The sequence below is a fragment of the Pseudomonas sp. R28(2017) genome (genome assembly GCF_002112505.1).
Lineage (GTDB): Bacteria > Pseudomonadota > Gammaproteobacteria > Pseudomonadales > Pseudomonadaceae > Aquipseudomonas.
On record NZ_NEHW01000018.1, the window covers coordinates 25341 to 48861 of the forward strand.

The following is a 23521-nucleotide window of genomic DNA, read 5'->3' on the forward strand; positions in this document are numbered from 1 at the left end:
GATGCATTCGCTGTGCAGTCCCAAAGATCACCTGCTGGACCTCGACGGTATTGAAATAGCGGTACGCACCTGGGGACCGGAAGATGGCATTCCGGTGCTGGCCGTGCATGGCTGGCTGGATAACGCCGCTTCGTTCGAGCGCCTGGGGCCATTGCTGGAGGGCTGCTTCGTGGTAGCCCCCGATCTGGTCGGCCACGGCCGTTCCGACCACCGCCGCCACGACAGCGGCTACTACCTCTGGGAGCATGCCGAGGACATGCTGGCGGTCACCGATAGCCTGGGCCTGTCGCAGTTCCATGTGCTCGCCCATGGCATGGGGACCGGTATCGCTTCGCTGCTCGCCGCCATGACCAGTGGCATCGCCAGCATGATCTTCCTCGATGGCATGGGCGCGCCGTTCACCGTGGCCGAGGATGATCGCGTACAGCACCTGGCACGCGCCTACCGCCTCAAGCGGATGGTCCAGCGCAGCCAGCTGCAAGGTTTTGCCGAAGCCCCCAACAGCCGGTTCGACAACCTGGAAACCGCGCTCGAGCAACGGCGCAAGCGCCTGGATGGCGAGCTGGCGGACGATGCTGCGCGGCTGCTGGCGCTGCGCGACCTGCTGCAGCTGGCCGACGGTTATTGCTGGCGCCACGACCCGCGCCTGGTGCTGCCCGAGCCGATGCCGCTGACCGAACGCGAGGCTTGCGACCTGCTGCGGGAGATCCGTTGCCCGTTGTACCTGATGTTCGGCAGGCAGGGCGCTTTCGCCGGCAATGGGTTCGAACAGCGCCAGGCGGCGTTGCCGGGCCACGCCAAGGTGTCCTGGCACCCGGGTGGGCACCATTTCCACCTGGAGGCGCCGGACCGCGCGCTGGTCGACCAGATCCTGCGCGTCCTCGCCCGGCATGAAGGCGGCCTGCTGCAGCGGCTGGTGAATGAATAGCGGGTGATGGCCAGCGGGCCAGGTCCTGGGCTATGGTGGCGAACGCCATCGGGCAATCGCCACAAGGAGACCTGGCATGCGGCCGTTCGCCATCAAGCACATCGACCACCTGGTTCTGCGGGTCAGCGACTTGCCGCGCAGCGTGGCCTTCTACCGCGACCTGCTGGGTTGCACCGTCAGCCGTGAGCGCCCCGACCTGGGCATGGTCCACCTGGCGACCGGCACGGCGATGATCGACCTGGTGACGCTCGACGGCCCGCTTGGCCGGCCGGGTGGTGCGGCGCCGGGGGCGCAAGGGCGCAACCTGCACCACTTCTGCCTGCGCATCGAACCGTTCGACGAACAGGCGCTGACGGATTACCTGCAAGCGGCCGGGGTAGCGGTTGAGCCGGCAGAAAAACGTTATGGCGCCGAAGGCGAAGGACTGTCGCTGTACTGCTTCGACCCCGACGGCAACCAGGTCGAACTCAAGGGCCCGGTCGAGGCGCAGGCATGACGCAGGTCGAGGTAGTCGAGCACTGGATCGATACGCCTGGCGGCACGCTGTTCGCCCAGGACTGGCGACCACAGAACCCAACCGGCGTGCCGATCATACTGCTGCATGATTCGCTGGGCTGCGTTGCCTTGTGGCGTGACTTCCCCGAACAGCTGGCCGTGGCGACCGGGCACCGGGTGATTGCCTATGATCGGCTGGGCTTTGGCCGCTCCGCTGCGCACCCGGGCCGTTTGCAACGAGACTTTGTCGAGGCCGAGGCGCAGCAGGGCTTCGCGGCATTGCGCCGGCAGCTGGCGATCGGTGATTTCATCGTCTTTGGTCACAGCGTTGGTGGCGGCATGGCCGTGGGCTGCGCCGCAGCCCACGGCATCCATTGTCGGGGCCTGATCATCGAGTCGGCCCAGGCCTTTGTCGAAGACCTGACCTTGCAGGGGATTGGCGATGCGGACCGGCAGTTCGCCGCGCCGGGGCAGCTGCAGCGCCTGGCGCGTTACCACGGCGACAAGGCCGAATGGGTGTTGCGCGCCTGGGTGGACACCTGGCTGGACGAAGCCTTTGCCGACTGGAACCTGGATGCGCTGCTGGCGCAGGTGCATTGCCCGCTGCTCAGCCTGCATGGCGAGCAGGACGAATTCGGTTCACCCGCCCATCCCCGGCGCTTCACCACGTTGGCCGCAGGACCGAGCGTGATGCACCTGCTGCCGGGCTGCGGGCATGTCCCGCACCGGGAACAGGCCGAGGTCGTGCTGGCCGAGGTGCAGCGGTTTCTGGGGTGATGGCATACGGCGATGCTGGCAAGTGGATATTGCGGCAAAGCCGATTATGCTTCAGTTACCTTGCTGCGATTCGAGGCGGCTCGCCTCGTCGTGCTTCGCGCAACCAATGCTAGCCCTAGGGCCTGGGTGCGACGGTGAAATGGGTGTGAAGTACTCCGGCCTTCGACAACGACAAGACGGAGGCACCCCATGGCGGTTCTCGACAGCGCGTCCACGGGCAGTAGCGCGCCCCAACGGGGCATTACCAAGGAGGAGCGCAAGGTCATCTTCGCCTCCTCGCTGGGTACCGTGTTCGAATGGTACGACTTCTACCTGTACGGCTCGCTGGCGGCGATCATCGCCAAGCACTTCTTTGCCGGCGTCAACGAAACCACCTCGTTCATCTTCGCCTTGCTGGCCTTTGCCGCCGGCTTTGCCGTGCGGCCGTTCGGCGCCATCGTGTTCGGCCGCCTGGGCGACATGATCGGGCGCAAGTACACCTTCCTCATCACCATCGTCATCATGGGCCTGTCCACTGCGGTGGTGGGGCTCTTGCCCAGCTATGCGGCGATAGGCGTGGCGGCACCGGTCATCCTGATCACCTTGCGCCTGCTCCAGGGCCTGGCGCTGGGCGGCGAATACGGCGGTGCGGCCACCTATGTGGCCGAGCACGCGCCCAAGGGCCGGCGTGGTTTCTTCACCGCGTGGATCCAGACCACCGCCACGCTCGGCCTGTTCCTCTCGCTGCTGGTGATCCTGGCCTGCCGCACCGCCATGGGCACCGAGGTGTTCGAGGCCTGGGGCTGGCGGGTGCCGTTCCTGCTGTCGATCCTGCTGCTGGCGATTTCGGTGTACATCCGCATGCAGCTCAACGAGTCGCCGGTGTTCATGAAGATGAAGGCCGAAGGCAAGGCGTCCAAGGCGCCGCTGACCGAGTCGTTCGCCCGCTGGGACAACCTCAAGGTGGTGATCATGTCGCTGCTCGGTGGCACCGCCGGGCAGGCGGTGGTGTGGTACACCGGGCAGTTCTATGCGCTGTTCTTCCTGCTGCAGATGCTCAAGATCGACCCGCAGACCGCCAACCTGCTGATTGCCGGTTCCTTGCTGATCGGCACGCCGTTCTTCATTTTCTTCGGCAGCCTGTCGGACCGCATCGGCCGCAAGAAGATCATCATGGCCGGCTGCATCATCGCCGCGCTGACCTACTTCCCGATCTTCAAGGCGCTGACCGAGTACGGCAACCCGGACGTGTTCGTCGCCCAGGAGCAGAACCCGGTGGTGGTGGTGGCCGACCCTGGCCAGTGCGCCTTCCAGTTCGACCCGGTGGGCAAGGCCAAATTCACCAGCTCCTGTGACATCGCCAAGAGCCTGCTGGCCAAGCGGGCGATTCCCTACACCAACCAGGCGGCCGAGCCTGGCAGCGTGGCGCAGGTGCGCATCGGTGAGCGGGTGATCCCGAGCTTCGACGGCAGCAGCCTGGCAGCCGCCGACCTGAAGACCCAGAGTGATGCCTTCACCGCGACCATGGGCGGCGCCCTGAAAGAGGCGGGTTACCCGGAAAAGGCCGACCCGGCGAAGATCCACTACCCGATGGTGCTGTTGCTGCTGACCTTGCTGGTGATCTACGTGACCATGGTCTACGGGCCGATCGCCGCCTGGCTGGTGGAGTTGTTCCCGGCGCGCATCCGCTACACCTCGATGTCGCTGCCGTACCACATCGGCAACGGCTGGTTCGGCGGCTTCCTGCCGACGGTGGCGTTTGCCATGGTGGCGGCGACCGGGGATATCTACTACGGGCTGTGGTACCCGATCGTGATTGCGGTGATGACGGCCGTGCTGGGGATCTTCTTCCTGCCTGAGACCAAGGACCGGGATATCAGTTAGGCAGGTGCGGCCCCATCGCGGCTGAAGCCGCTCCTACAGGCACCGCAAAGGACCTGTAGGAGCGGCTTTAGCCGCGAAGAGGCCGGCACAGGTCCACATCAATCGAAATAGCCCCGCAGGCTAAAGGCATACCCGGTATCCACCCCCTTGGCCTCACCCCGGTTCCAGCGCTTCTTCAGCACGAACTCGAACGCCGGCTCGTACAAGCCATCCCTGATCAGCGCCCCCGCCAGCACCTCGACGTCATACCAGCCGTTGTCCAGCTCGATGATCGGCCGCCCCGGCACCTGATAGCGGGCTATCAGGTCACCCAGCGTCTTGGGCGTGAAGTGCTGCAGGATGCGCCAGGTGTAGAGCATCACCGCACGGTTCTCAACCTGCAGCACATAGCCGTTGCGCCGGTGCTTGAGGCGGCTGCCGGGTTCGAGCAAGGCGGGTGTGTAGCCATCGAGGGTGAACAGGATGTGGTAGGGCAGGTTGTCGACCCCGGCCAGCGGTATCACCACACCTTCGGCCACCGCCCTGTCGCCGCTGTCGTTGCGGGTGAACTCGCGGGCCAGGTCGTCGGACAGGTGGTTGTCGTGTTTGAAACGATCGAGCAGCTGGATATCGCCCAGCAGGAAATAGTCGACCAGGTCGTTGAGCACTTCGCTGAATTCGTGGCGCATCTGTTTTCCTTATTGTGGCGCACGGGATTACAGCTGCAATGTAGCCAATGGCAGCACCGGCTGCCATGGGCGTTGCTCAGTGTTTCTGGGCGATCTGGATCAGGTTGCCGCAGGTGTCGTCGAACACCGCGACCGTGACGGGGCCAAGGTCGGTGGGCGCCTTGGTGAACTTCACGCCGGCCTTGCACAGCCGCGTGTACTCGGCCTGGATATCACGCACGCCGAAGGATGTGGCGGGAATGCCGTCCTGTTTCAGCGCTTGCTTGTAAGTTTTCGCTGCCGGGTGAGCATCGGGCTCCAGCAGCAGCTCGACACCATTCGGGTCGTTGGGTGAGGTCAGTGTCAGCCAGCGATGCTGGCCCATGGGGATGTCGTGCCTGGGCTCGAAGCCCAATACGTAGTGGTAGAAAGCCAGGGCCTTGGCCTGGTCGTCGACGAGGATGCTGGTGACAACGATCTTCATAGGCGCACACCGTACCTGCGGGTCGTTATCTACCAGTAAAGACGCTCTGGCTCAATTCACCAGCGAGGCCTGCTCTGCGCGGTCACGTTGCTGCATTTCCAGATGGGGTCGAGAGTTGCGCGGCAATAGCCTTGGCGAGCTATCCCATTTCAGCAAGGAGTGATGCACATGAAACGCATGGCGATGGTTGTACTTCTGATCGGCGCGGGCATCGCGCAAGCACAAGAACCGTTGATGGCAGGTGACGGCAGCAACCAGGTCGACGACCTGCAAACCCTCCAGGGTGAGGCCGCCGACGCCAGAAGTATCGATACACCGGAAAAGCTTTCCCGGAAGAAACGCGGTGTTGGCCCTGTCGTGGGCATGGATTGCCCGCCCGAGTACAAGCTGATTGGTGATGATTGTGTCATCACCAATGTCCCCTTTGAATAAAGAGCGTCGAAGTTCGGGTGTTGCCCTGTTGCCGGCAAGCCGACAACAGGGCGATTGCGGGTTACAGCCAGCCCTTGATCTGCCGCGCCACCGCCTCGGTGGAAATGCCATAGCGATCATGCAAGGTCGGTAACGCCCCGGCATCGAGAAACGCATCGGGCAAGGCGATCTGGCGGAAGGTCGGGGTCACGCCATTGCGCAGCAGCACGCCGGCCACCGCTTCACCCAGCCCGCCGACAATCGAATGGTTCTCCGCCGTCACCACCAGCCGCCCCGGCTTGCGCGCCTCGGCCAGGATCGTCGCCTCGTCCAGCGGCTTGATGGTCGGCACATGCAGCACCGACACATCCACGCCATCCTTGTGCAACTGTTCGGCGGCTTCCAGCGCGCGCATGGTCATCAGCCCGCTGGCAATCACCAGCACGTCACGGCCACCGCGTACAACCTGGGCCTTGCCCAGCTGGAAGCGGTAATCGTAGCGGTCCAGCACCAGGGGCACGTTGCCGCGCAGCAGGCGCATGTACACCGGGCCCTGGTGAGCGGCGATGGCCGGTACGGCCTGTTCGATCTCCAGGGCGTCACACGGGTCGATCACCATCAGGTTGGGCATGGCGCGCATGATCGCCAGGTCGTCGGTGGCCTGGTGGCTGGGGCCGTAGCCGGTGGTCAAGCCGGGCAGGGCACAGACGATCTTGACGTTGAGGTTTTCCTCAGCAATGGCCATGCAGATGAAGTCGTAGGCGCGCCGCGATGCGAACACCGCGTAGGTGGTGGCGAACGGGGTGAAGCCTTCGCGCGCCATGCCCGCTGCGGCGCTCATCAGCAGCTGTTCGGCCATGCCCATTTGGTAGAAGCGCTGTGGGTGGGCCTTGGCGAAGATATGCAGGTCCGTGTACTTGGACAGGTCGGCGCTCAGGCCGACGATGTCCTGGCGCTGCTCGGCGAGCGCCGCCAGGGCATGGCCGAAGGGTGCCGGGCGGGTGGGTTGGCCTTCGGCGGCGATCGAGGCGATCATCGCCGAAGTGGTCAGGCGTTTGGCAGGTGCGGTCTGGCTGTTCATGCGCGGCTCCCGGCGTCCAGTGCTTGCAGGGCAAGGTCCCATTCGTGTTCGTCGACCCGGATGAAGTGGGTCTTGTCGCGGTTCTCGAGGAAGGGCACGCCCTTGCCCATGCGCGTGTCGCAAATGATCACCCGCGGTTGCGCGCCGCGGTGCGCGCGGGCCTGGTCGAAGGCCTGGACCAGGGCGTCGAGGTCGTTGCCATCGACCCGCTGCACATGCCAGCCAAAGGCCTGCCAGCGATCGACGATCGGCTCGAAGGCGAGTATCTCGCTGGAGTGGCCGTCGGCCTGCTGGTTGTTGACGTCGATGATGGCGATCAGGTTGTCCAGCTGCCAGTGGCTGGCGGACATCGCCGCTTCCCAGGTCGAGCCTTCGTTCAGCTCGCCGTCGGACAGCAGGTTGTACACCCAGCTGGCCGAGCCCTTGCGCTTGAGGCCCAGGCAGGCGCCGACGGCGATGCCCAAGCCATGGCCGAGCGAGCCGCCAGTGATTTCCATACCGGGGGTGTAGGCGGCCATGCCAGACATCGGCAGGCGACTGTCGTCGCAACCGTAACTCTCCAGTTCGTCTTCGGCGATCACCCCGGCTTCGATCAGCGCCGCGTACAGCGCGATAGCGTAATGGCCGATGGACAGGTAGAAGCGGTCGCGCTGTTCCCATTCGGGGTTGGCCGGGTCCAGGCGCAGGGCGTGGCAGTAGGCCACGGCCAGCAGGTCGGCGGCGCCGAGGGCCTGGCCGATGTAGCCCTGGCCCTGGACCTGGCCCATGCGCAGGGCGTTGCGGCGGATGTTGTGGGCACGCGCAGCCAGAGGCCGCGCACCCGGGGTAGCGGGTACGGCATTCATGGGGTAACTCCTTGCTGGGAAAATTAACGGTTGACCAGGCTCGCTGGCACGCGGAACACCAGTGCGGCACCGAAGATCAGCACGGCGGTGATCAGGTACATGCCGATGGCGTTGTTGCCCAAGGTGCTGGTGACCCAGCCGATCAGGAACGGTGAGCAGAACCCGGCCAGGTTGGCGAAGCTGTTGACGGCGGCGATGCCGGCGGCGGCCGAAACACCGCCGAGCAGCGTGGTCGGCAGCATCCAGAACAGTGACGAGGCCGAGAGGATGCCGGATGCCGCCAGGCACAGGCTGAGGATCGACAGGCTCAAGTGGCTGGCGAACACCGCGGCCAAGGTCAGGCCCAGGGCGCCGGCCAGCATCGGAATTGCCAGGTGCCAGCGCCGCTCGCGGTGGCGGTCGCCGCTGCGCCCGGCCAGTAGCATGGCACCGATGGCGCACAGGTAAGGCAGGCTGGTCAGCAAGCCGATGTGCAGCGGATCAGCAACGCCGGCGTTGCGCACCAGGGTCGGTAGCCAGAAGGTGATCGCATACTGGCCCATGACCACGCAGAAGTAGATACCGGCCAGCAGCCACAGGCGACGGTCGCGGATGAAGTCGGCCACCGAGCCATGCTGCACCTTGTGCTGTTCATCCTCGGCCAGTTCCTTGCGCAGCAGCGACTTTTCTTCATCGTTGAGCCAGTGCGCCTGATGGACACCGTCCTTTAGGTAGCTGAGTACCAGAATGCCCACCAGCACGGTCGGAACGGCCTCGAGCACGAACATCCACTGCCAGCCGGCCCAGCCATGCACGCCGGCGAAACGCTCCATGATCCAGCCCGACAGCGGCCCGCCGACCATGCCCGAGAGCGGGATGGCGATGAACCACAGCGCGGTCATCTTCGCCCGCCGGTAGGACGGGAACCAGTAGGTCAGGTACAGCAGCAGGCCGGGTGCCAGGCCGGCTTCGGCGACGCCGAGTAAGAAACGCAGCACATAGAACTGCCAGGCCGTCTCGACGAAGGCGAACAGGGCCGAGATCAGGCCCCAGGTGATCATGATGCGGGCGATCCAGCGCCGTGCGCCGACCTTGTGCAGGATGATGTTGCTCGGCACCTCGCAGAGGAAGTAGCCGATGAAGAACATCCCGGCGCCCAGGCCGTAGACCGCTTCGGACAGGGCCAGGTCATCCATCATCTGCAGCTTGGCGAAGCCGACGTTGACCCGGTCGAGGTAGGCGCACAGGTAGCACAGCATGAGAAAGGGCATCAGCCGCCAGGCCGTCTTGCGATAGGCATTGCTGCGCGCGGCCGTGGCCGCGTCGAGGGCTAGGGTGGTCATGTCGATCTGATCTCTTGTTGTTATCGATTGCCCCGCCGTGGCGGGGCTCAGATGCGAAACACAGTGCCAGGGCAGATCAGTGAATCAGCATGCCCCCGTTGACGTCCAGGGTGATGCCGGTGAGGTAGCTGGAGAGGTCGCTGGCCAGGAACAGCGCGGCGTTGGCCACGTCGCGGGCTTCGCCCAGACGGCCCAGGGGGATGCCTTCGATGATGGCGTGGCGGCGCTCGTCCTGCATCAGGCCGCCGGTGATGTCGGTATGGATCAGGCCGGGCGTGATGGCGTTGACGCGCACGTTGTCCGGGCCGAATTCGCGAGCCATGGCCTTGCCCAGGCCCAACACCCCGGCTTTGGCGGCGCTGTAGTGCGGGCCGCCAAAGATGCCGCCGCCACGCTGTGCCGACACCGACGACATGCAGATGATGCTGCCCGCACGTTGGGCGCGCATGGCGGGGAGCACGGCCTGGGACATCAACAGCGTGCCGCGCAGGTTGACGTCGAGGATGCGGTCGTAGTCCTTGCCGGTGATTTCCAGGGTCTTCACCGGTTGAGTGATGCCGGCGTTGTTGACCAGCACGTCGATACGGCCGAAATGCGCCAGCACCTCGGCCACCGCGTCGCGCACCTGGGCTTCGTCGGCGACGTTGGCGGCAAGGCCGAGGTGGCCTGCGCCCAGTTGCGCGGCAGCGTCGCGGGCGGCGTGCAGGTCGAGGTCGAGGATGGCCACCTTGGCGCCCTGGTCGGCAAAGGCCTGGGCGGTGGCGCGACCGATACCGCGGGCAGAGGCGGCACCGGTGACGATTGCGATTTTACCTTCGAGCAGCATGGGTGTACTCCGGATGTTTGTTGTTGTGGGTACAGCTTGGGACCCACGCGAGGGCTGGGCAACGCAGTGCACTTCAGCCTATGCTGAAAAAAATTCAGCACAGGGCAGGGGCGTGACCACGTTCGAGGCCCGTTACACCCAAGGAATGCGATGAACCACGAGCCGGGCAAGAAGCCCTTGCAACTGCCGCCGCTGAAAGCGATTCAGGCCTTCGAGCAGGCGGCGCGCTTTGGCAACGTCGCGCGCGCCGCCGAACAGCTCAACCTGACACCGTCGGCGGTCAGCCATCAGATCGCCAACCTGGAAGCGCTGATCGGCCGGCCGTTGTTCCTGCGCACGGCCAAGGGGGTGACGCTGACGGCGGCAGGCGACCAGTACCTGCGCGAGGTATCGGGCATCCTGCAGAGCCTGGCCATGGCCACCGAGCGGGCTGGCAGCGCGGTCGGCTTCGACTGCCTGCGCCTGCATTCGTCGCCGAGCTTCGGCCTGCTCTGGCTGTTGCCGCGGCTGGAGCAGTTTCGTGCCAGCCACCCGGATATCCAGATCAACCTGTCGTGTTCCTATGAAGCGCTGCACTTTGGCCGCCACCAGATCGACGTCGATATCCGCCATGGCTACCCCAACTGGCCGAGCCTGGAGGTGCGCACCATCCGCTACGAGCGCGCCACGGTGCTGGCGTCACCGGCGTTGTTGGCGCGCCAGCCGATCCAGCAGGCGGGCGACCTGCTGGGGCAGAACCTGATTCTCTCCGAGTCGGCGCTGGTGCAATGGCCGCAGTGGTTTGCCCAGCAAGGCGTGTCGTTGCCCCAGGCGCCCTTCGCCTTGAGTTTCGACCGCTCGTACATGAGCCTGGAGGCGGCCAGCCATGGCTACGGGTTCGCCCTGGAAAGCTCACTGTTGTCGCAGGACTACGTCGCCAGGGGGCAGCTGGTCCCGGTATTCGGTGCCGACCAGGCAAGCCCGGTGAGTGCTCACCACCTGGTGTTTCCGCGGGGGCATGCCGAGTTGGCCCGGGTGCGCACGTTCCTTCAGTGGATGCAGGGGCAGCTGGGGCATGATTTCAGTTACTGATTGCCACGAGCCGGAGAGGGCAGCCATTTTGTATTCAAGCCTTAGGCAAATCCTTCATCACCCAGCAGCCCGCTGAATCAGGCCACAAGGTAAAGTGACAGGAAAATACCAAGGCGCCCGCCCAGGGCGCCAACGAGGTGCCTGTGGCTTCCTACACCCTGCGACAACTCAAATACTTCGTCACCACCGTCGAGGCCGGCAGCGTCGCCGAGGCCTCGCGCCAGCTGTACATCGCCCAGCCGTCGATCTCCACGGCAATCAAGAGCCTGGAGGAAAGCTTCGGCGTGCAGCTGTTCATCCGCCACCATGCTCAAGGTGTGTCGCTGACCCCCAGCGGCAAGCGCTTCTATGCCAAGACCAAGTCGCTGCTGCAGATGGCCCACGAGTTCGAGCAGAACGCCCTGGCCGACAACGACACCGTGGCCGGGCAGATCGACATCGGCTGCTTCGAGACCGTGGCGCCGTTGTACCTGCCGCGGCTGATCGCCGGCTTTCGAGAACGCTACCCGGGCGTGGACATCCGCCTGCGCGACGGCGAGCAGCAGGACCTGATCCAGGGTCTGACTGCGGGTACCTTCGACCTGGCGTTTCTGTATGACCATGACCTGGACGGCACCATCGAAGCCGAACCCTTGATGCCGCCGCAGAAGCCTTACGTGCTGCTGCCCGAGAAGCACCGCTTCGCCGGCCAGGCCCAGGTGTCGCTGCGTGACCTGTGCCCGGAACCGATGATCTTGCTGGACGTGGCGCCGAGCCGGACCTACTTCGTCAGCCTGTTCAATGAAATGGGCCTGACGCCGAACATCGTCTTCAGTTCGCCGTCGATCGAGATGGTGCGCGGGATGGTGGGGCAGGGCTTCGGCTTTTCGTTGCTGGTGACCCGGCCGCATTCGGAATGCACCTACGACGGGCAGAAGCTGGTGACGATCGACATCGCCGAGCCGGTGGCGTTGTCGGGGTTGGCGGCGGCGCACCTGAAGCGGGTGCAACTGACCAAACCTGCGCAGTTGTTCGTCGAGTTCTGCCGCGAAGAACTGGCCAAGTTCTGAAAAGCTTCGCGGGCAAGCCCGCGCCCACAGGGTTGCGCCGAACCTTAGGTCTGCGCTGTACCAGTGGGAGCGGGCTTGCCCGCGAATGGGGCGCAGAGCGCCCCCGGCTTTCTCACAGGATCACTGCTGATCCGGCACCACTGCAATCACGTCGATTTCCATCAGCCACTCGGCCTGGGCCAGACCGGCCACCACCAGCCCGGTGGAAATCGGGAACACGCCCTTGAGCCACTTGCCCACTTCCTTGTACACCGGCTCGCGGAAACGCGGGTCGGTGATGTAGGTGGTGGTCTTGACGATGTGCGACAGGTCCGAGCCTGCCTCTTCAAGCAGTTGCTTGACGTTCTTCATCGCCTGCTCGGTCTGCGCCCGAGGGTCACCCAGGCCCACCAGCTTGCCTTCGAAGTCGGTGCCGACCTGGCCGCGCACGTAGATGGTATTACCGGCCCGCACGGCCTGGCACAGGTCGTTGTCCAGGGTCTGGTTGGGGTAGGTTTCCTTGGTGTTGAACATGCGGATGCGAGTGTGGGTAGGCATCAGTGGGCTCCGAGGGTGCTGACGTTGCTGATCGAGTGGTCGTGCTGGTCATCCGCTTCGCGCTGTTCGCGGTCGCGGTAGGCCAGGTAGGTGCGTTGCGTGGCGATATGGCCGGCGACGTGCTTGGCGTCGTGCCACACGCCCCAGATGAACGACGAGCCACGGCGCGACAGCCACGGCAGGCCGAGGAAGTACACGCCTGGCTCGCGGGCTACGCCGCGCTGGTGCTGGGGCTTGCCGTTGGCATCGAAGGTGTCGACCTGCAGCCAGCTGAAGTCGACGCCGTAGCCGGTGGCCCAGATGATGCTGGTGACGCCGGCCTGGGCCAGGTCCAGTTGCTGCAGCGGGTGGGTCATGCACGCCGGGTCGGCCAGGCGCTTGCGTGCTTCGGGCTCTTCCGGCAGGTCCAGGCCGTTGCGCTCGATATAGGCATCGGCGGCATCCAGCAGGGCCAGGTAGTTTTCGTCGCCACGGTTGATGTTGTCGACCAGGTTGTCCTGGAAGCGCGCCACGCCGTTTTCGAACGATTGGGTCAGGCCGACCAGGGTCATGCCCTGGTGGGCGAGGGCGCGGAAGTCCACGGTGTGGCCGCCGCGGGCACCGCTGACGGCGATGGTCACGTGCTCGCGGCCCGGCTTGGCGATTTCCGCGTCCCACTCGCCGAGCACGCCCAGCCACCAGCAGAAGTCGCGGTTGCGGTAGGCCCGTGGCGGGCGGTCGTGGGCGCCGACCGACAGGTACACCTGGCGCCCGGCGCGCATCAGTTCTTCGGCGATCTGCACGCCGGACGAACCGGCGCCCACCACCAGCACGGCGCCTTCAGGCAGCTGCTCGGGGTTGTAGTAGGCAGCAGAGTGGATCTGGTGCAGGTTGGGGTCTTTTGGCGCGATGGCCGGGATCACCGGCTTCTGGAACGGGCCGGTGGCGGCCACAACGCGGTTGGCACGGATCACACCTTCGTTGGTTTCGATGGTGAAGCCGGGGCGGTCGGCGTTGCGCACCACCTTCTTCACTTCGATGCCGGTGCGTACCGGCAGGTTGTACTTGCGTACGTACTGCTCGAAGTAGTCGGCGACCTGGTCCTTGCCGGCGAAGGCGTCGGCGTCGAGGTTGAATTCCAGCCCCGGGAAGCGGTCGTGCCAGACCGGGCCGTTGGCCACCAGTGAATCCCAGCGGCCAGTGCGCCAGGCCTCGGCGATGCGCTTGCGCTCCAGCACCAGGTGCGGCACGCCCAGTTTGTTGAGGTGTTCGCTCATGGCCACGCCGGCCTGGCCGGCGCCAACCACGAGGGTGTCGATTTCGATGTTGTTCAGTGTCATGTCCGAGCCCTTGTTCAGGCGGTTTTTGTCAGGTCGGTTTGGAGGACCGCCGTTGCCTGGGGCCAGACTAGGGACGCCCGGAAATTCGCGAAAATAGTATTTAGCTGGGGCTTGCCGATAAAACGGCGAAGGCCCCGATTTGCCTGGGCTTGGCTGGGGTTTTCAGGGCATTTCGTGGTGGATTGGCCGGCCTTAGTTTTTTCCTGTTCAAGGCACAGGAAAATGTTGGTTTCGTGGTCCTGAAGGTTCCGCCCAGAATGCTGGGCATCGCACAGAACAACAGGAGTTCCACCATGACCTTCTCCATCATCGGTCGCTGCCAGGAAACCGGCCAGGTCGGTATCGCCATCAGCTCGTCGAGCATCGCCGTGGGCGCCCGCTGCCCCTGGGTACGTGCTGGTGTCGGCGCCGTGTCCACCCAGAACATCACCTTGCCGGCACTCGGCCCGCAGATCCTCGATGCCCTGGAGCAGGGCCAGTTGCCGCCCGCCGCCGCGCTGGACCGGGTGCTCAGTGCCAATGGCTGGAGCGAGTATCGCCAGGTCACAGTAATCGACAGCCAGGGCCAGGTGGCGCTGTTCACCGGCAAGGAGGCGCTGGGCGTGCATAACGCCGTGGCGGGTGAGCAATGTGCGGCCGCGGGCAACCTGTTGTCCTCGCTGCAGGTGATCGAGGCCATGGTGCAGGCTTTCGAACAGGCCGGCGGGCATCTGGCTGACCGCCTGCTGGCGGCGATGCATGCGGCGATGGCGGCCGGTGGCGAAGCCGGCCCGGTGCACTCGGCGGCGCTGAAGATCGCCGGCGAGCTGACCTGGCCACTGGTGGACCTGCGTGTGGACTGGGCTCCGGAAGACCCGATCGGCGTACTCGACGGCCTGTGGCAGGCGTACCGCCCGCAGATGCAGGACTATGTCACCCGCGCCCTCGACCCGACCGCCGCGCCGAGCTACGGGGTGCCGGGCGATGAGTGAATTCAGCAGCCGCGCCTTGCTGGAGCGGCTGATCGGCTTTGCCACGGTCAGCCGCGATTCCAACCTCGAACTGATCGGTTTCATCCACGACTACCTGAACGGGTTTGGCGTGGAGTGCGAGCTGTTCCACAACCCGGAAGGCACCAAGGCCAACCTGTTCGCCACTATCGGCCCCAAGGATGTCGGCGGTGTGGTGCTGTCCGGGCACACTGATGTGGTGCCGGTGGAAGGCCAGGCCTGGACGCTGCCACCCTTCGCCCTGACGGAGCGCGACGGGCGCCTGTACGGCCGTGGCACGGCCGACATGAAGGGCTTCATTGCCTCGGTGCTGGCTGCCGTGCCGGCGTTTCTTGCGCAACCGCTGCGCCTGCCGGTGCACCTGGCGTTCTCCTATGACGAGGAAGTCGGCTGCCTGGGTGTGCGCTCGATGCTGGCCGCACTGCAACAGCGCCCGTACAAGCCGCGCCTGTGCCTGATCGGTGAGCCCACCGAACTCAAGCCGGTGCTTGGCCACAAGGGCAAGCTGGCGATGCGTTGCGAAGTGCATGGCGCGGCGTGCCACTCGGCGTACGCCCCTTACGGGGTGAATGCCATCGAGTATGCCGCGAAGCTGATCGGCAAGCTGGGCGAGATTGGTGAGGCGCTGGCCTTGCCGGCGCATCACGACGAGCGCTTCGACCCGCCGTTCTCCACGGTGCAGACCGGGGTGATCAAGGGCGGCAGGGCACTGAACATCGTGCCGGAGGAATGTGCGTTCGATTTCGAAGTGCGCGCCTTGCCGGGGTACGAAGCACAGGCCGTGGCCGACCAGTTGCAGACCTACGCCGAGGCCGAGTTGCTGCCGCGCATGCGCAAGGTGAACGCAGCCAGTGCCATTCGCCTGCAACCGCTCAGTGCGTACCCGGGGCTGGCCACGCCAGCCGATAGCGAGGCCGCGCGGTTGGTGGCCCTGCTCAGTGGCTCGGATGATTTCGGTACCGTGGCGTTTGGCACCGAAGGTGGTTTGTTCGACCAGGCTGGCATACCCACTGTGGTGTGTGGGCCGGGCAGCATGGACCAGGGGCACAAGCCGGACGAGTTCGTCAGCGTCGAGCAGCTGCAGGGCTGTGATGCGATGTTGCTGAGGTTGGTGGATTACCTCAGGCAGGCTTGAGCGGGTTGCCGGTAAACCCGTTCCCACACTGATATCACAGGCCTTGCGGGCTGCGCTGTACCTGTGGGAGCGGGCTTGCCCGCGAATGGGCTGCAGAGCAGCCCCGGCGATTTAAAAGGTAGCCTTGACCTGCAGGCCCACCACCAGCGCGTTGTCGATGCTCTTCCCGGAGAACGCCCCTGGCTCGATGATGTATTGCACATCCGGGCGCAGGTTCAGCCACGGCGTGGCCTGGTAGCCATAGCTCAGTTCGATCAGCTGCTCGGCATTGTCGATGTTGGGGAACGGCTGCCCGGCATTGAAGGCGGCGTCTTCCAGCACATCGCGGCTACGCGGGTTCGGCACGGCGCGGCCATAGCCCAGGGCCACGGTATCGCGCGGGCGGCCTTCGAACGGCTTGTACAGCACCATACCGGCGCCATACCACTTGGTGAATGGCGAAGCGGCTTCGCTCGATGCCGAATACTGGCCAAAGGCATGCAGGCTGCGGCCCGGCGAGCCGGCGTCATTCCATACCGCCTGATCGACCAGCAGGTAGTGGCCGCCACGGCCGGACACTTCCTTGTCGCTGCCGATGCGCTTCACGTCGGAGCTGTCGTAGTAGTAACCCAGCTTGTATTCACCCGGCAGTTCGCCCTGCAGCTTGTACACCAGCTCCACAGGCACCACGGTACCGGTGGTGTGCTTGGGCCCCAGGTGCCAGGCACGGCTGGAGTTGCCGTTGCTTTCCGGGTCGACGTTGAACGCCGCCACGCGCAGCTGCCACGAGGGCGACAGGTCGTACTTCACGCGCACGCCAAGGTGGGCGTTGGGGTAGTTGGTCCAGCCGCTGCCGCCGGACATGTTCAGCGGGTGGCCGCAGAAGCCGGCGTTCATGAAGTTGCACAGGATGCCGCTGTCCAGGCCGCCCAGGTCGTTGCCCATGGCCATGTAGCCAAGCTTGACGTTGAGTGCCGGGGTGAACAGGGTGCGCTCGTAGCTCAGTTCGGTCAGGCGGGTGTACAGGCCACCGTAGTTTTCCTGGATCGGCAGGCGGTTGCCGACCAGGTCTTCCGAGGCGCTGTTGCCGCGGCGGTCGTTGATGGTCAACTGGACCTTGCCGCCGTTTTCCAGGCCGTACAGTTTAGACAGGTCGAACTGTGCGCCGAGCTTGATGTTCTGGGAGTAGCGCGCCGAACGGTGCAGTCCACCGTGGGCGTTGTAGGCGGTTTCGCCGCTGTAGTCGCCGGTGATCTTGACGCCGTCTTCTTCGAGCTGGTGACGCAGGCCGCCCCAGTCACCGGTCATGGTGCTGCGGTTCAGCAAGTCGCCGTCGGCCAGGGCAGGGGTACTGGCCAGGGCCAGGAGCAGGGTTGGGGTAATGCGAATAGCGGATGGCATTGCGGTGTCTCGTGTTGTTATCGGGGGGCTATTCGCGAACAAGCCCGCTCTCACAAGGCCTGTGGGAGCGGGCTTGCCCGCGAATGCAGCGACGCGGTCTTACGGCAGAGCGTAAGAAATCACATAGTCGCCACGATCAGTCGACTGGCGAGCGCCGCCAGCGGTGATCACCACGTATTGCTTGCCGGTTTTCGGCGAAACGTAGGTCATCGGGCCACCCTGGCTGCCCACTGGCAGGCGGGCTTTCCAGATTTCGTTACCGTTGCTGCTGTCGTAGGCGCGCAGGTAGAAGTCCTGGGTGCCGGCGATGAACACCAGGCCGCCTTGGGTCGACAGTGTGCCGCCGAGGGTCGGCAGACCGATCTTGATCGGCAGGTGCATGCGGATGCCCAGGGGACCTGTGTCTTCCACGGTGCCGACCGGTACCTGCCAGGCGACCTGGCGCGACTTCATGTCGATGGCGGTCAGGGTGCCGAATGGAGGGGCCTGGCACGGGATGCCGGCTACCGACAGGAAGCGGTTCTTGTTCACCGCGTACGGGGTGCCCTTGAGCGGTACGGCGCCCATGCCGGTGTTCAGTGCTTCACCGCCGGAAGCGGCGCCGCCCTTGTTCTGCGACGGGATCATCTGGATCCACAGGCCCAGGCGCATGTCGTTGACGAAGATGAAACCATGCACCGGGTCGGTGGAGATGCTGCCCCAGTTCATGCCACCCAGCGAACCCGGGAAGCTCAGCGACAGGTCGGTACCCGGCGCGGTGTACAGGCCGTCGTAGCGCATCTTCTTGAAGTCGATGCGGCACAGCAGCTGGTCATACGGCGTGGCACCCCACATGTCCGATTCGCTCAGGGTCTGCGCGCCGATCTGTGGCATGCCGACCGATTTCGGCTGGGTCGGGGAGTACGGCTCGTTGGGGATATTGCTTGGTTTGACCGGCACTTCGTCGACCTGGGTCAGCGGTTTGCCGGTGGCACGGTCGAGCACGTAGATCTGCCCGGCCTTGGTGCCGATCACCACCGCAGGCACGGACTCGCCGTCGTCCTTGGTGAAGTCGATCAGGCTCGGCTGCATCGGCAGGTCGAAGTCCCAGAGGTCGTTGTGCACGGTCTGGAAGACCCACTTCTGGTTGCCGGTGGTGGCGTCCAGGGCCAGCACGGAGGCGCCGTAGGTGTGGTCCAGCTTGCTGCGTTCAACGCCGTAGATGTCGGTGGACGACGAGCCCATTGGCAGGAACACGGTGTTCATCGCCGGGTCGTAGGACATCGGTGCCCAGCTGTTCGGGGTGCTGCGCACATAGGTGCTGTCGCCTTCCGGCGCCTTGCGGTCTTCCGGGTTGCCCGGGTCGAAGGCCCAGCGCATTTCGCCGGTGATCACGTCGAAACCACGGATCACGCCGCCAGGCATGTCGGTCTGGACGTTGTCGGCGACACGGCCGCCAACCACCACGGTGGTGCCGGCCATCAACGGTGCGGAGGACAGCTGGTAGTAGGAGTCCGGCACGTTACCCAGGCCGGCCTTGAGGTCGACCTGGCCATTGTTGCCAAAGCCCTGGCAGAACTCGCCGTTGTCGGCGTCGACGGCAATCAGGCGGCCGTCGATGGTGTTGGTCAGCAGGCGACGCTGGCAGTTGGCACCGGCTGCGACGCTGCCGCCGGTGATCGGCGAACTGTTCGGCTGGGTCGGCTGGGCGATCGCGGCGGTGGCGTCGAAGTAGGCCATGCCACGGCAACGCTGCCAGACCTTGGACTGGGCGTTGATCGCGTTCTTCCACAGCTCTTTGCCGGTGTCGGCGTCAAGGGCGATCAGGTTGTTGTGCGGGGTGCAGATGAACACCTTGTTGCCGACCTGCAGCGGGGTCAGTTGGTCTTCGGCACCGTTGCCGTCACTGATGGCGACGTCACCAGTGTGGTAGGTCCAGGCCACCTTGAGCTTGTTGACGTTGTCGCGGTTGATCTGGTCCAGCGCGGCGAAGCGGCTGCCACCTTCGGTGTTGCCGTAGTGCGCCCAGTCCTTCTGCGCCTTGCCGGCTTCGACCGGGGTCATGCCCGGGCCTTTACCGGTTGGGGCAACGCTTGGGTGAGCGACGAACATGTTGCCGGCGGCGATCACCAGCACCACGGCCAGCACGCCGGCGATGCCATAGGCACCGCGGCCTGCGCTGGCGCCGTTGGCACGGGCCAGCAGCGGGTAGACCAGCGCAACCACCATGCCGATCGCGCCGAACATGAACAGGCGCGAGAACAGTGGCCAGAACACCAGGCCGGCGTCGCTCACTGCCCAGATCGCGGTGCCGACCAGGAACGCCGCGTACAGCCAGGCGCCGGCCTGCTTGCGACGTGCGATGAGAATACCGGCGATGGCCATGGCCAGGCCGCCGATCAGGAAGTACCAGGAACCGCCCAGGCCGGCGAGCTTGACGCCGCCAGCAGCCAGGAGCAGGCCGAGCAGGGCGACGATCACGCCCAAGCCGACCAGGATGATGTTTGTGGCGCCAGAGGCGCGCGGTGTTTCGTTCATGCCAGGGATCTCAGCAGGTGGAATGGGCGCAGTTTAAGCCCTTAGCTTGCTAATTAACAAGTTGGTACATAATTTTCTGAGGCTGATTGTCGCAGGGCTGAACTTGCGAAGATGTGGCTAAAAGTCTAGAACACGTTCAGAAAATTGCAGTAAATGCAGCGTTCAGGCGGCATGTAAATGTGACGGCTTAGACCTTTGTAGCATGAACGACAGGTGTTTCAATGGCTCGGCCACGGGGTGTCGATGCCATAAAACACGGCAAGCCAGACGGTCGGCTGCCCCTGGGCGGTAAATTCCACGCGATGCCGGCAATGCGCCGGAATGTCCAGGCAATCCCCCGGCACCAGCAAGCGGGTGTAGTCCTCATGCTCCAGGCGCAGCCCGGCGCTGCCGGCCAACAGCAGGATCCATTCGCCTTCGGCCTGGTCGTACCAGAAGCCGGGCGGGCTGGCCTGGCCGCAGGAAACGATGCGTTCGATGCGCAGGCCAGGGCGCTGCAGCAGTTCATCGACCCGTTCGGCAGTGGCCGGGTCGCAATGGGGCAGGGCATGGAGCAGGTTGCTGATGGTCATGGGAAATGCTCGCGCTGATGGAGGTGCTTCCACTATGGGCCTGATCGCTCTGCTGCGCGCTTCTTGACCCGCCATGTGGATTGTAGGAGTGTTCCGAAATCTGAAAACTGGAGTAGCTATGGACAAGCTCCTGGCGATGAAGATGTTCACCGCGACAGTCGATGCCCAAGGCTTTTCCGCCGCAGCGCGCAGGCTCGGCGTCGCGACTTCGTCGGTGACACGCCTGGTCGATGCGCTGGAGTCGGAGCTCGGCACGACCCTGCTCAACCGCTCCACGCGCCAGGTCAGCCTGACCGAGGCGGGCGCACGTTACTATGCGCGGGCAAGGGAGATCTTCGACGCACTGGAGGAGGCCGATGCCAGCGTCGCCGATCGTGGCGATGAGCCCGTCGGCGTGCTGCGCCTGTGCCTGCCGGTGGAGTTCGGCCGGCGCGTGATTGCACCGCACCTGGGGCCATTCCTGGCGCGTCACCCGTCGCTGGAGCTGGACATCGACATGAGCGACCGGCTCGATGACCTGCTCGACGGCCGCTACGACCTGTCCATTCGCCTCGGCGACCCGTCGCCGAACGACGAACTGGTGTGCCGCCAGCTCGGCCGCTTCCAGCGCTGGCTGGTGGCAAGCCCCGATTACCTGGCCAGGCGTGACCCGTTGCTGCACCCCGAGCAGTTGCTGCAACAGGCCTGCCTGCGTTTCCGCTACGGGCAGAAGGCGCGCGCCTGGCGCCTGCAGCGGGCCGATGAGTTGTTGGAACTGGAAGTGAGCGGGCCGCTGCGCAGCGCCAACGCCGACCTGTTGCGCGAAGCGGCGCTGGCCGGCAGCGGCATCGCCTTGCTGGCCGACTGGCTGGTGCGCGAGGACGTCGCGGCCGGGCGCCTGCAGCGGCTGTTCGCGGACTGGCAGGTCAGCCCCGGTACTGCCAACGACAGCATCAATGCCTTGTACTTGCCCAACCATCGCGGCTCTCGGCGGGTCAACGCGTTCATCGGCTTTTGCCAAGGCCTGCTCACACCCTGACCGTTACCGTTGCGCCTGGCGCAACGCCCCGTTGCGCCGGAGCCGGATTCTCCGACCGGCCAGCGCTCGGTAATGTGCCTGGCATATCCCAACCCGATGCCGAGGTACCTCGCATGAATCCCTCCCTTGCGGCTGCCCAGCCAGCCCATGCCAGCCTGAGCCGCGCCCTGGTCGCGCTGCTGGCGTTCTGCTGTGGCGCGATCGTCGCCAATATCTATTACGCGCAGCCCATCGTCGGGCTGATCGCCCCGGACCTGGGCCTGTCCACCGAGCGCGCCAGCCTGATCGTGTCGCTCACCCAGCTGGGCTACGCACTGGGCCTGTTGCTGCTGGTGCCACTGGCCGACCTGGTGGAAAACCGCCGGCTGATGATCATCACTGCCGTACTGGCCTGCGTCAGCCTGTTGCTGGCGGGGACCAGCAGCAGTGGCCAGGGGCAGCTGTTCCTGGCCTATGCCTTGCTAATCGGTTTCAGTTCGGTGGCTGTGCAGATGCTCATCCCGTTGGCCGCGCACCTGGCGCCTGAGCAGGAACGCGGGCGGGTGGTCGGCAACATCATGGGCGGCCTGTTGCTGGGCATCCTGCTGGCGCGGCCGTTGTCGAGCCTGGTCGCCGACCACTTTGGCTGGCGCACGGTGTTCATCGGTGCTGCCGGCCTGATGTTGGCAATCATCCTGTTGCTGGCGCTGACGCTGCCGCGCCGGGTGCCTGAACACAGGGCGAGCTATGCCGGGTTGATGCTGTCGTTGGTTGCCTTGCTGCGCCAATACCCGGTGCTGCGTCAGCGTTCGCTGTACCAGGCATTGATGTTCGCGGCGTTCAGCCTTTACTGGACAGCAGTGCCACTGGCCCTGGCCAGCGAGCATGGCCTGTCGCAAAGCCAGATCGCCCTGTTTGCCCTGGTCGGCGCCGTGGGCGCCATCGCCGCACCGCTGGCGGGCCGCCTGGCCGACGCCGGCCATGCCCGCGCCGGTTCGTTGCTGGCACTGGTGCTGGCGCCAGTGGCGCTGCTGCTGGGGCTGACCACGCCGGGTTACAGCGTGATCGGCCTGGGGCTGACCGGGGTGCTGCTGGATTTTGCGGTGCAGATGAACATGGTGATTGGCCAGCGTGAGGTGTATGCCCTGGACCCGGCCAGCCGCGGGCGGCTGAATGCGCTGTACATGACCAGCATTTTCCTGGGCGGGGCAGCGGGGTCGGCGGTGGCCAGTGCGGTGTTTGCCCAGCAGGGGTGGCACGGCGTGGCACTGGTGGGGGCGGCATTGCCGGGCATGGCGCTGGTGGTCTTCCTGCTGGTTTCGCGGCGCGCTTGAGAGGGGGCGCTTCGCGGCCCATTCGCCGGCACGCCTGCCCTCATAGAACAAAACATAATTCTTTGATTCAGCAAAGATCTTGTGGGAGCGGGCGTGCCCGCGAACACCGGCGAAGCCGGTGCCATGCACCGCGTCGCATGCTTCGCGGGCATGCCCGCTCCCACAGGGTAAGGCGGCGCTTGCTGAGGCTTTGTTCTCTGCGCGACAGCGCAGCCCAAAGGGCTGGATGATCTCCCGCAGTAAAGCGGCAGCTGGCTGGCCAGCGATATCACCGGCCCAGCGGCAAGGCCACGCCAATCAACGCGAACAGGCTCCCGCAGCAGCGATTGAAACCTTTGCCGCCCTTGGCCAGCCATGGCCGGATACGAAACGCCAGGCGCGCCAGCACGTATTCGACCACGCACTCCACGCTGGCGAAGGTCGCTGCCATGATCACGAACTGCAGCAACAGCCCACGCTGGGGGTCGATGAACTGCGGCAGGAAGGCACCGTAGAACAACAGTACCTTGGGGTTGGCAATAGCCGACAGCAGGCCTTGGCGGAACATCCCCGGATTGCTCAAACGGGCAGTGCGCTCGGTCACCTCCAGCTGCAGGGCAGGGCTGCGCCAGAGCTGAATGCCCAGCCACACCAGATAGGCCCCGCCCACCCACTTCAGCACGGTCAGCACCGAAGCCGAGGTCTGAAGCAACGCCGTCAGCCCGAACATCGCCAGGGCAATCAGTGCACTGAAGCCGAAAACCCCGCCGACGATGGTGAACAGCGTACGACGCGCGCCATACAGCGCGCCGTGGGTCAGGGCGAGCAGGCTGTTCGGGCCGGGGGTCAGCGACAGGCCGATGCTCGCCAGCAGGTAGATGAGCCAGGTATCCAGAGCCATGGTGTGTGCCTTCGGTATTCACGAGCGGCCAGTCTATGCGACGGCGCTGCAAGTGCAGAGTA

23 protein-coding genes are annotated in these 23521 nt (G+C 65.1%); 11 read left to right on the plus strand and 12 right to left on the minus strand.

What is annotated here, in order from left to right; translation table 11 throughout:
- Position 1 precedes the first annotated feature (1 nt).
- From CAF78_RS24500 to CAF78_RS24515, 4 genes are all read left to right on the plus strand, one after another.
- Positions 2 to 928, plus strand: coding sequence for an alpha/beta fold hydrolase (locus tag CAF78_RS24500; protein WP_085677668.1), 927 nt, complete (start codon positions 2 to 4; stop codon positions 926 to 928).
- Positions 929 to 1004: 76 nt separating this feature from the next.
- Entirely contained in the window at positions 1005 to 1424 is a 420-nt protein-coding gene (locus tag CAF78_RS24505; protein ID WP_085677667.1) for a VOC family protein, read from the plus strand.
- Complete coding sequence (locus tag CAF78_RS24510; protein ID WP_085677666.1) at positions 1421 to 2200, plus strand: alpha/beta fold hydrolase; 780 nt, start codon at positions 1421 to 1423, stop codon at positions 2198 to 2200. Before CAF78_RS24505 ends, CAF78_RS24510 begins: the two co-directional genes overlap by 4 nt.
- Before the next feature lie 189 nt (positions 2201 to 2389).
- The gene (locus CAF78_RS24515) at positions 2390 to 4063 is read left to right on the plus strand and encodes an MFS transporter (protein ID WP_085677665.1); all 1674 of its coding nucleotides are present in this window, start codon (positions 2390 to 2392) and stop codon (positions 4061 to 4063) included.
- A 98-nt stretch (positions 4064 to 4161) separates the two neighbouring features.
- Here the strand turns inward: CAF78_RS24515 and CAF78_RS24520 are convergent, their stop codons facing one another.
- Together CAF78_RS24520 and CAF78_RS24525 are read right to left on the minus strand one after the other, a co-directional pair.
- On the minus strand, positions 4162 to 4731 hold the full coding sequence (locus CAF78_RS24520) for a hypothetical protein (protein ID WP_085677664.1): 570 nt from the start codon (positions 4729 to 4731) through the stop codon (positions 4162 to 4164).
- A 76-nt stretch (positions 4732 to 4807) separates the two neighbouring features.
- Positions 4808 to 5194 (minus strand): VOC family protein, encoded by a 387-nt coding sequence (locus CAF78_RS24525; RefSeq protein WP_085677663.1) that lies wholly within the window; start codon positions 5192 to 5194, stop codon positions 4808 to 4810.
- Between the two features lie 168 nt (positions 5195 to 5362).
- On the opposite strand from CAF78_RS24525, the gene CAF78_RS24530 reads away from it, so the two are divergent.
- A complete protein-coding gene (locus CAF78_RS24530; protein ID WP_143515110.1) occupies positions 5363 to 5626 on the plus strand; it encodes a hypothetical protein in 264 nt (87 codons plus the stop codon).
- Between the two features lie 61 nt (positions 5627 to 5687).
- Here CAF78_RS24530 and CAF78_RS24535 read toward each other — a convergent pair whose 3' ends face one another.
- The 4 genes from CAF78_RS24535 to CAF78_RS24550 all read right to left on the minus strand — a co-directional run bounded on the left by CAF78_RS24535 (position 5688) and on the right by CAF78_RS24550 (position 9679).
- The gene (locus CAF78_RS24535) at positions 5688 to 6686 is read right to left on the minus strand and encodes a transketolase family protein (protein ID WP_085677662.1); all 999 of its coding nucleotides are present in this window, start codon (positions 6684 to 6686) and stop codon (positions 5688 to 5690) included.
- On the minus strand, positions 6683 to 7531 hold the full coding sequence (locus tag CAF78_RS24540; RefSeq protein ID WP_085677661.1) for a transketolase: 849 nt from the start codon (positions 7529 to 7531) through the stop codon (positions 6683 to 6685). The genes CAF78_RS24535 and CAF78_RS24540 overlap by 4 nt, the downstream gene beginning before the upstream one ends.
- A 23-nt stretch (positions 7532 to 7554) precedes the next feature.
- Positions 7555 to 8853, minus strand: coding sequence for an MFS transporter (locus tag CAF78_RS24545; protein WP_085677660.1), 1299 nt, complete (start codon positions 8851 to 8853; stop codon positions 7555 to 7557).
- 76 nt (positions 8854 to 8929) lie between these two features.
- Positions 8930 to 9679 (minus strand): SDR family NAD(P)-dependent oxidoreductase, encoded by a 750-nt coding sequence (locus CAF78_RS24550; protein ID WP_085677659.1) that lies wholly within the window; start codon positions 9677 to 9679, stop codon positions 8930 to 8932.
- A 150-nt stretch (positions 9680 to 9829) separates the two neighbouring features.
- Here CAF78_RS24550 and CAF78_RS24555 point away from each other — a divergent pair, with 150 nt between their 5' ends.
- Both CAF78_RS24555 and CAF78_RS24560 read left to right on the plus strand, forming a co-directional pair.
- Positions 9830 to 10750, plus strand: coding sequence for a LysR substrate-binding domain-containing protein (locus CAF78_RS24555; protein ID WP_085677658.1), 921 nt, complete (start codon positions 9830 to 9832; stop codon positions 10748 to 10750).
- A 143-nt stretch (positions 10751 to 10893) separates the two neighbouring features.
- On the plus strand, positions 10894 to 11799 hold the full coding sequence (locus tag CAF78_RS24560; protein ID WP_085677657.1) for a LysR family transcriptional regulator: 906 nt from the start codon (positions 10894 to 10896) through the stop codon (positions 11797 to 11799).
- Positions 11800 to 11919: 120 nt separating this feature from the next.
- Here the strand turns inward: CAF78_RS24560 and CAF78_RS24565 are convergent, their stop codons facing one another.
- Together CAF78_RS24565 and CAF78_RS24570 are read right to left on the minus strand one after the other, a co-directional pair.
- Entirely contained in the window at positions 11920 to 12336 is a 417-nt protein-coding gene (locus tag CAF78_RS24565) for a RidA family protein (protein WP_014590706.1), read from the minus strand.
- Complete coding sequence (locus tag CAF78_RS24570) at positions 12336 to 13655, minus strand: NAD(P)/FAD-dependent oxidoreductase (protein ID WP_085677656.1); 1320 nt, start codon at positions 13653 to 13655, stop codon at positions 12336 to 12338. The genes CAF78_RS24565 and CAF78_RS24570 overlap by 1 nt, the downstream gene beginning before the upstream one ends.
- A gap of 293 nt (positions 13656 to 13948) precedes the next feature.
- On the opposite strand from CAF78_RS24570, the gene CAF78_RS24575 reads away from it, so the two are divergent.
- Both CAF78_RS24575 and argE read left to right on the plus strand, forming a co-directional pair.
- Positions 13949 to 14626, plus strand: a complete 678-nt coding sequence (locus CAF78_RS24575; protein ID WP_085677655.1) for a DUF1028 domain-containing protein — start codon at positions 13949 to 13951, stop codon at positions 14624 to 14626.
- Entirely contained in the window at positions 14619 to 15779 is a 1161-nt protein-coding gene (gene argE / locus CAF78_RS24580; protein ID WP_085677654.1) for an acetylornithine deacetylase, read from the plus strand. Before CAF78_RS24575 ends, argE begins: the two co-directional genes overlap by 8 nt.
- 111 nt (positions 15780 to 15890) lie before the next feature.
- Here the strand turns inward: argE and CAF78_RS24585 are convergent, their stop codons facing one another.
- The 3 genes from CAF78_RS24585 to CAF78_RS24595 form a co-directional block, all read right to left on the minus strand.
- A complete protein-coding gene (locus tag CAF78_RS24585) occupies positions 15891 to 17159 on the minus strand; it encodes a carbohydrate porin (RefSeq protein WP_085677653.1) in 1269 nt (422 codons plus the stop codon).
- A 99-nt stretch (positions 17160 to 17258) separates the two neighbouring features.
- Positions 17259 to 19676: a glucose/quinate/shikimate family membrane-bound PQQ-dependent dehydrogenase gene (locus tag CAF78_RS24590; protein WP_085677652.1), complete on the minus strand. Its 2418-nt coding sequence runs from the start codon at positions 19674 to 19676 to the stop codon at positions 17259 to 17261.
- Between the two features lie 218 nt (positions 19677 to 19894).
- Complete coding sequence (locus tag CAF78_RS24595; protein WP_085677651.1) at positions 19895 to 20248, minus strand: cupin; 354 nt, start codon at positions 20246 to 20248, stop codon at positions 19895 to 19897.
- A 118-nt stretch (positions 20249 to 20366) separates the two neighbouring features.
- On the opposite strand from CAF78_RS24595, the gene CAF78_RS24600 reads away from it, so the two are divergent.
- Complete coding sequence (locus tag CAF78_RS24600; protein WP_085677650.1) at positions 20367 to 21266, plus strand: LysR family transcriptional regulator; 900 nt, start codon at positions 20367 to 20369, stop codon at positions 21264 to 21266.
- Positions 21267 to 21379: 113 nt separating this feature from the next.
- Complete coding sequence (locus CAF78_RS24605; RefSeq protein WP_085677649.1) at positions 21380 to 22579, plus strand: MFS transporter; 1200 nt, start codon at positions 21380 to 21382, stop codon at positions 22577 to 22579.
- 268 nt (positions 22580 to 22847) lie between these two features.
- On the opposite strand, the gene CAF78_RS24610 is transcribed toward CAF78_RS24605, so the two are convergent.
- Positions 22848 to 23459: a LysE family translocator gene (locus CAF78_RS24610; protein WP_085677648.1), complete on the minus strand. Its 612-nt coding sequence runs from the start codon at positions 23457 to 23459 to the stop codon at positions 22848 to 22850.
- Positions 23460 to 23521: the final 62 nt, after the last annotated feature.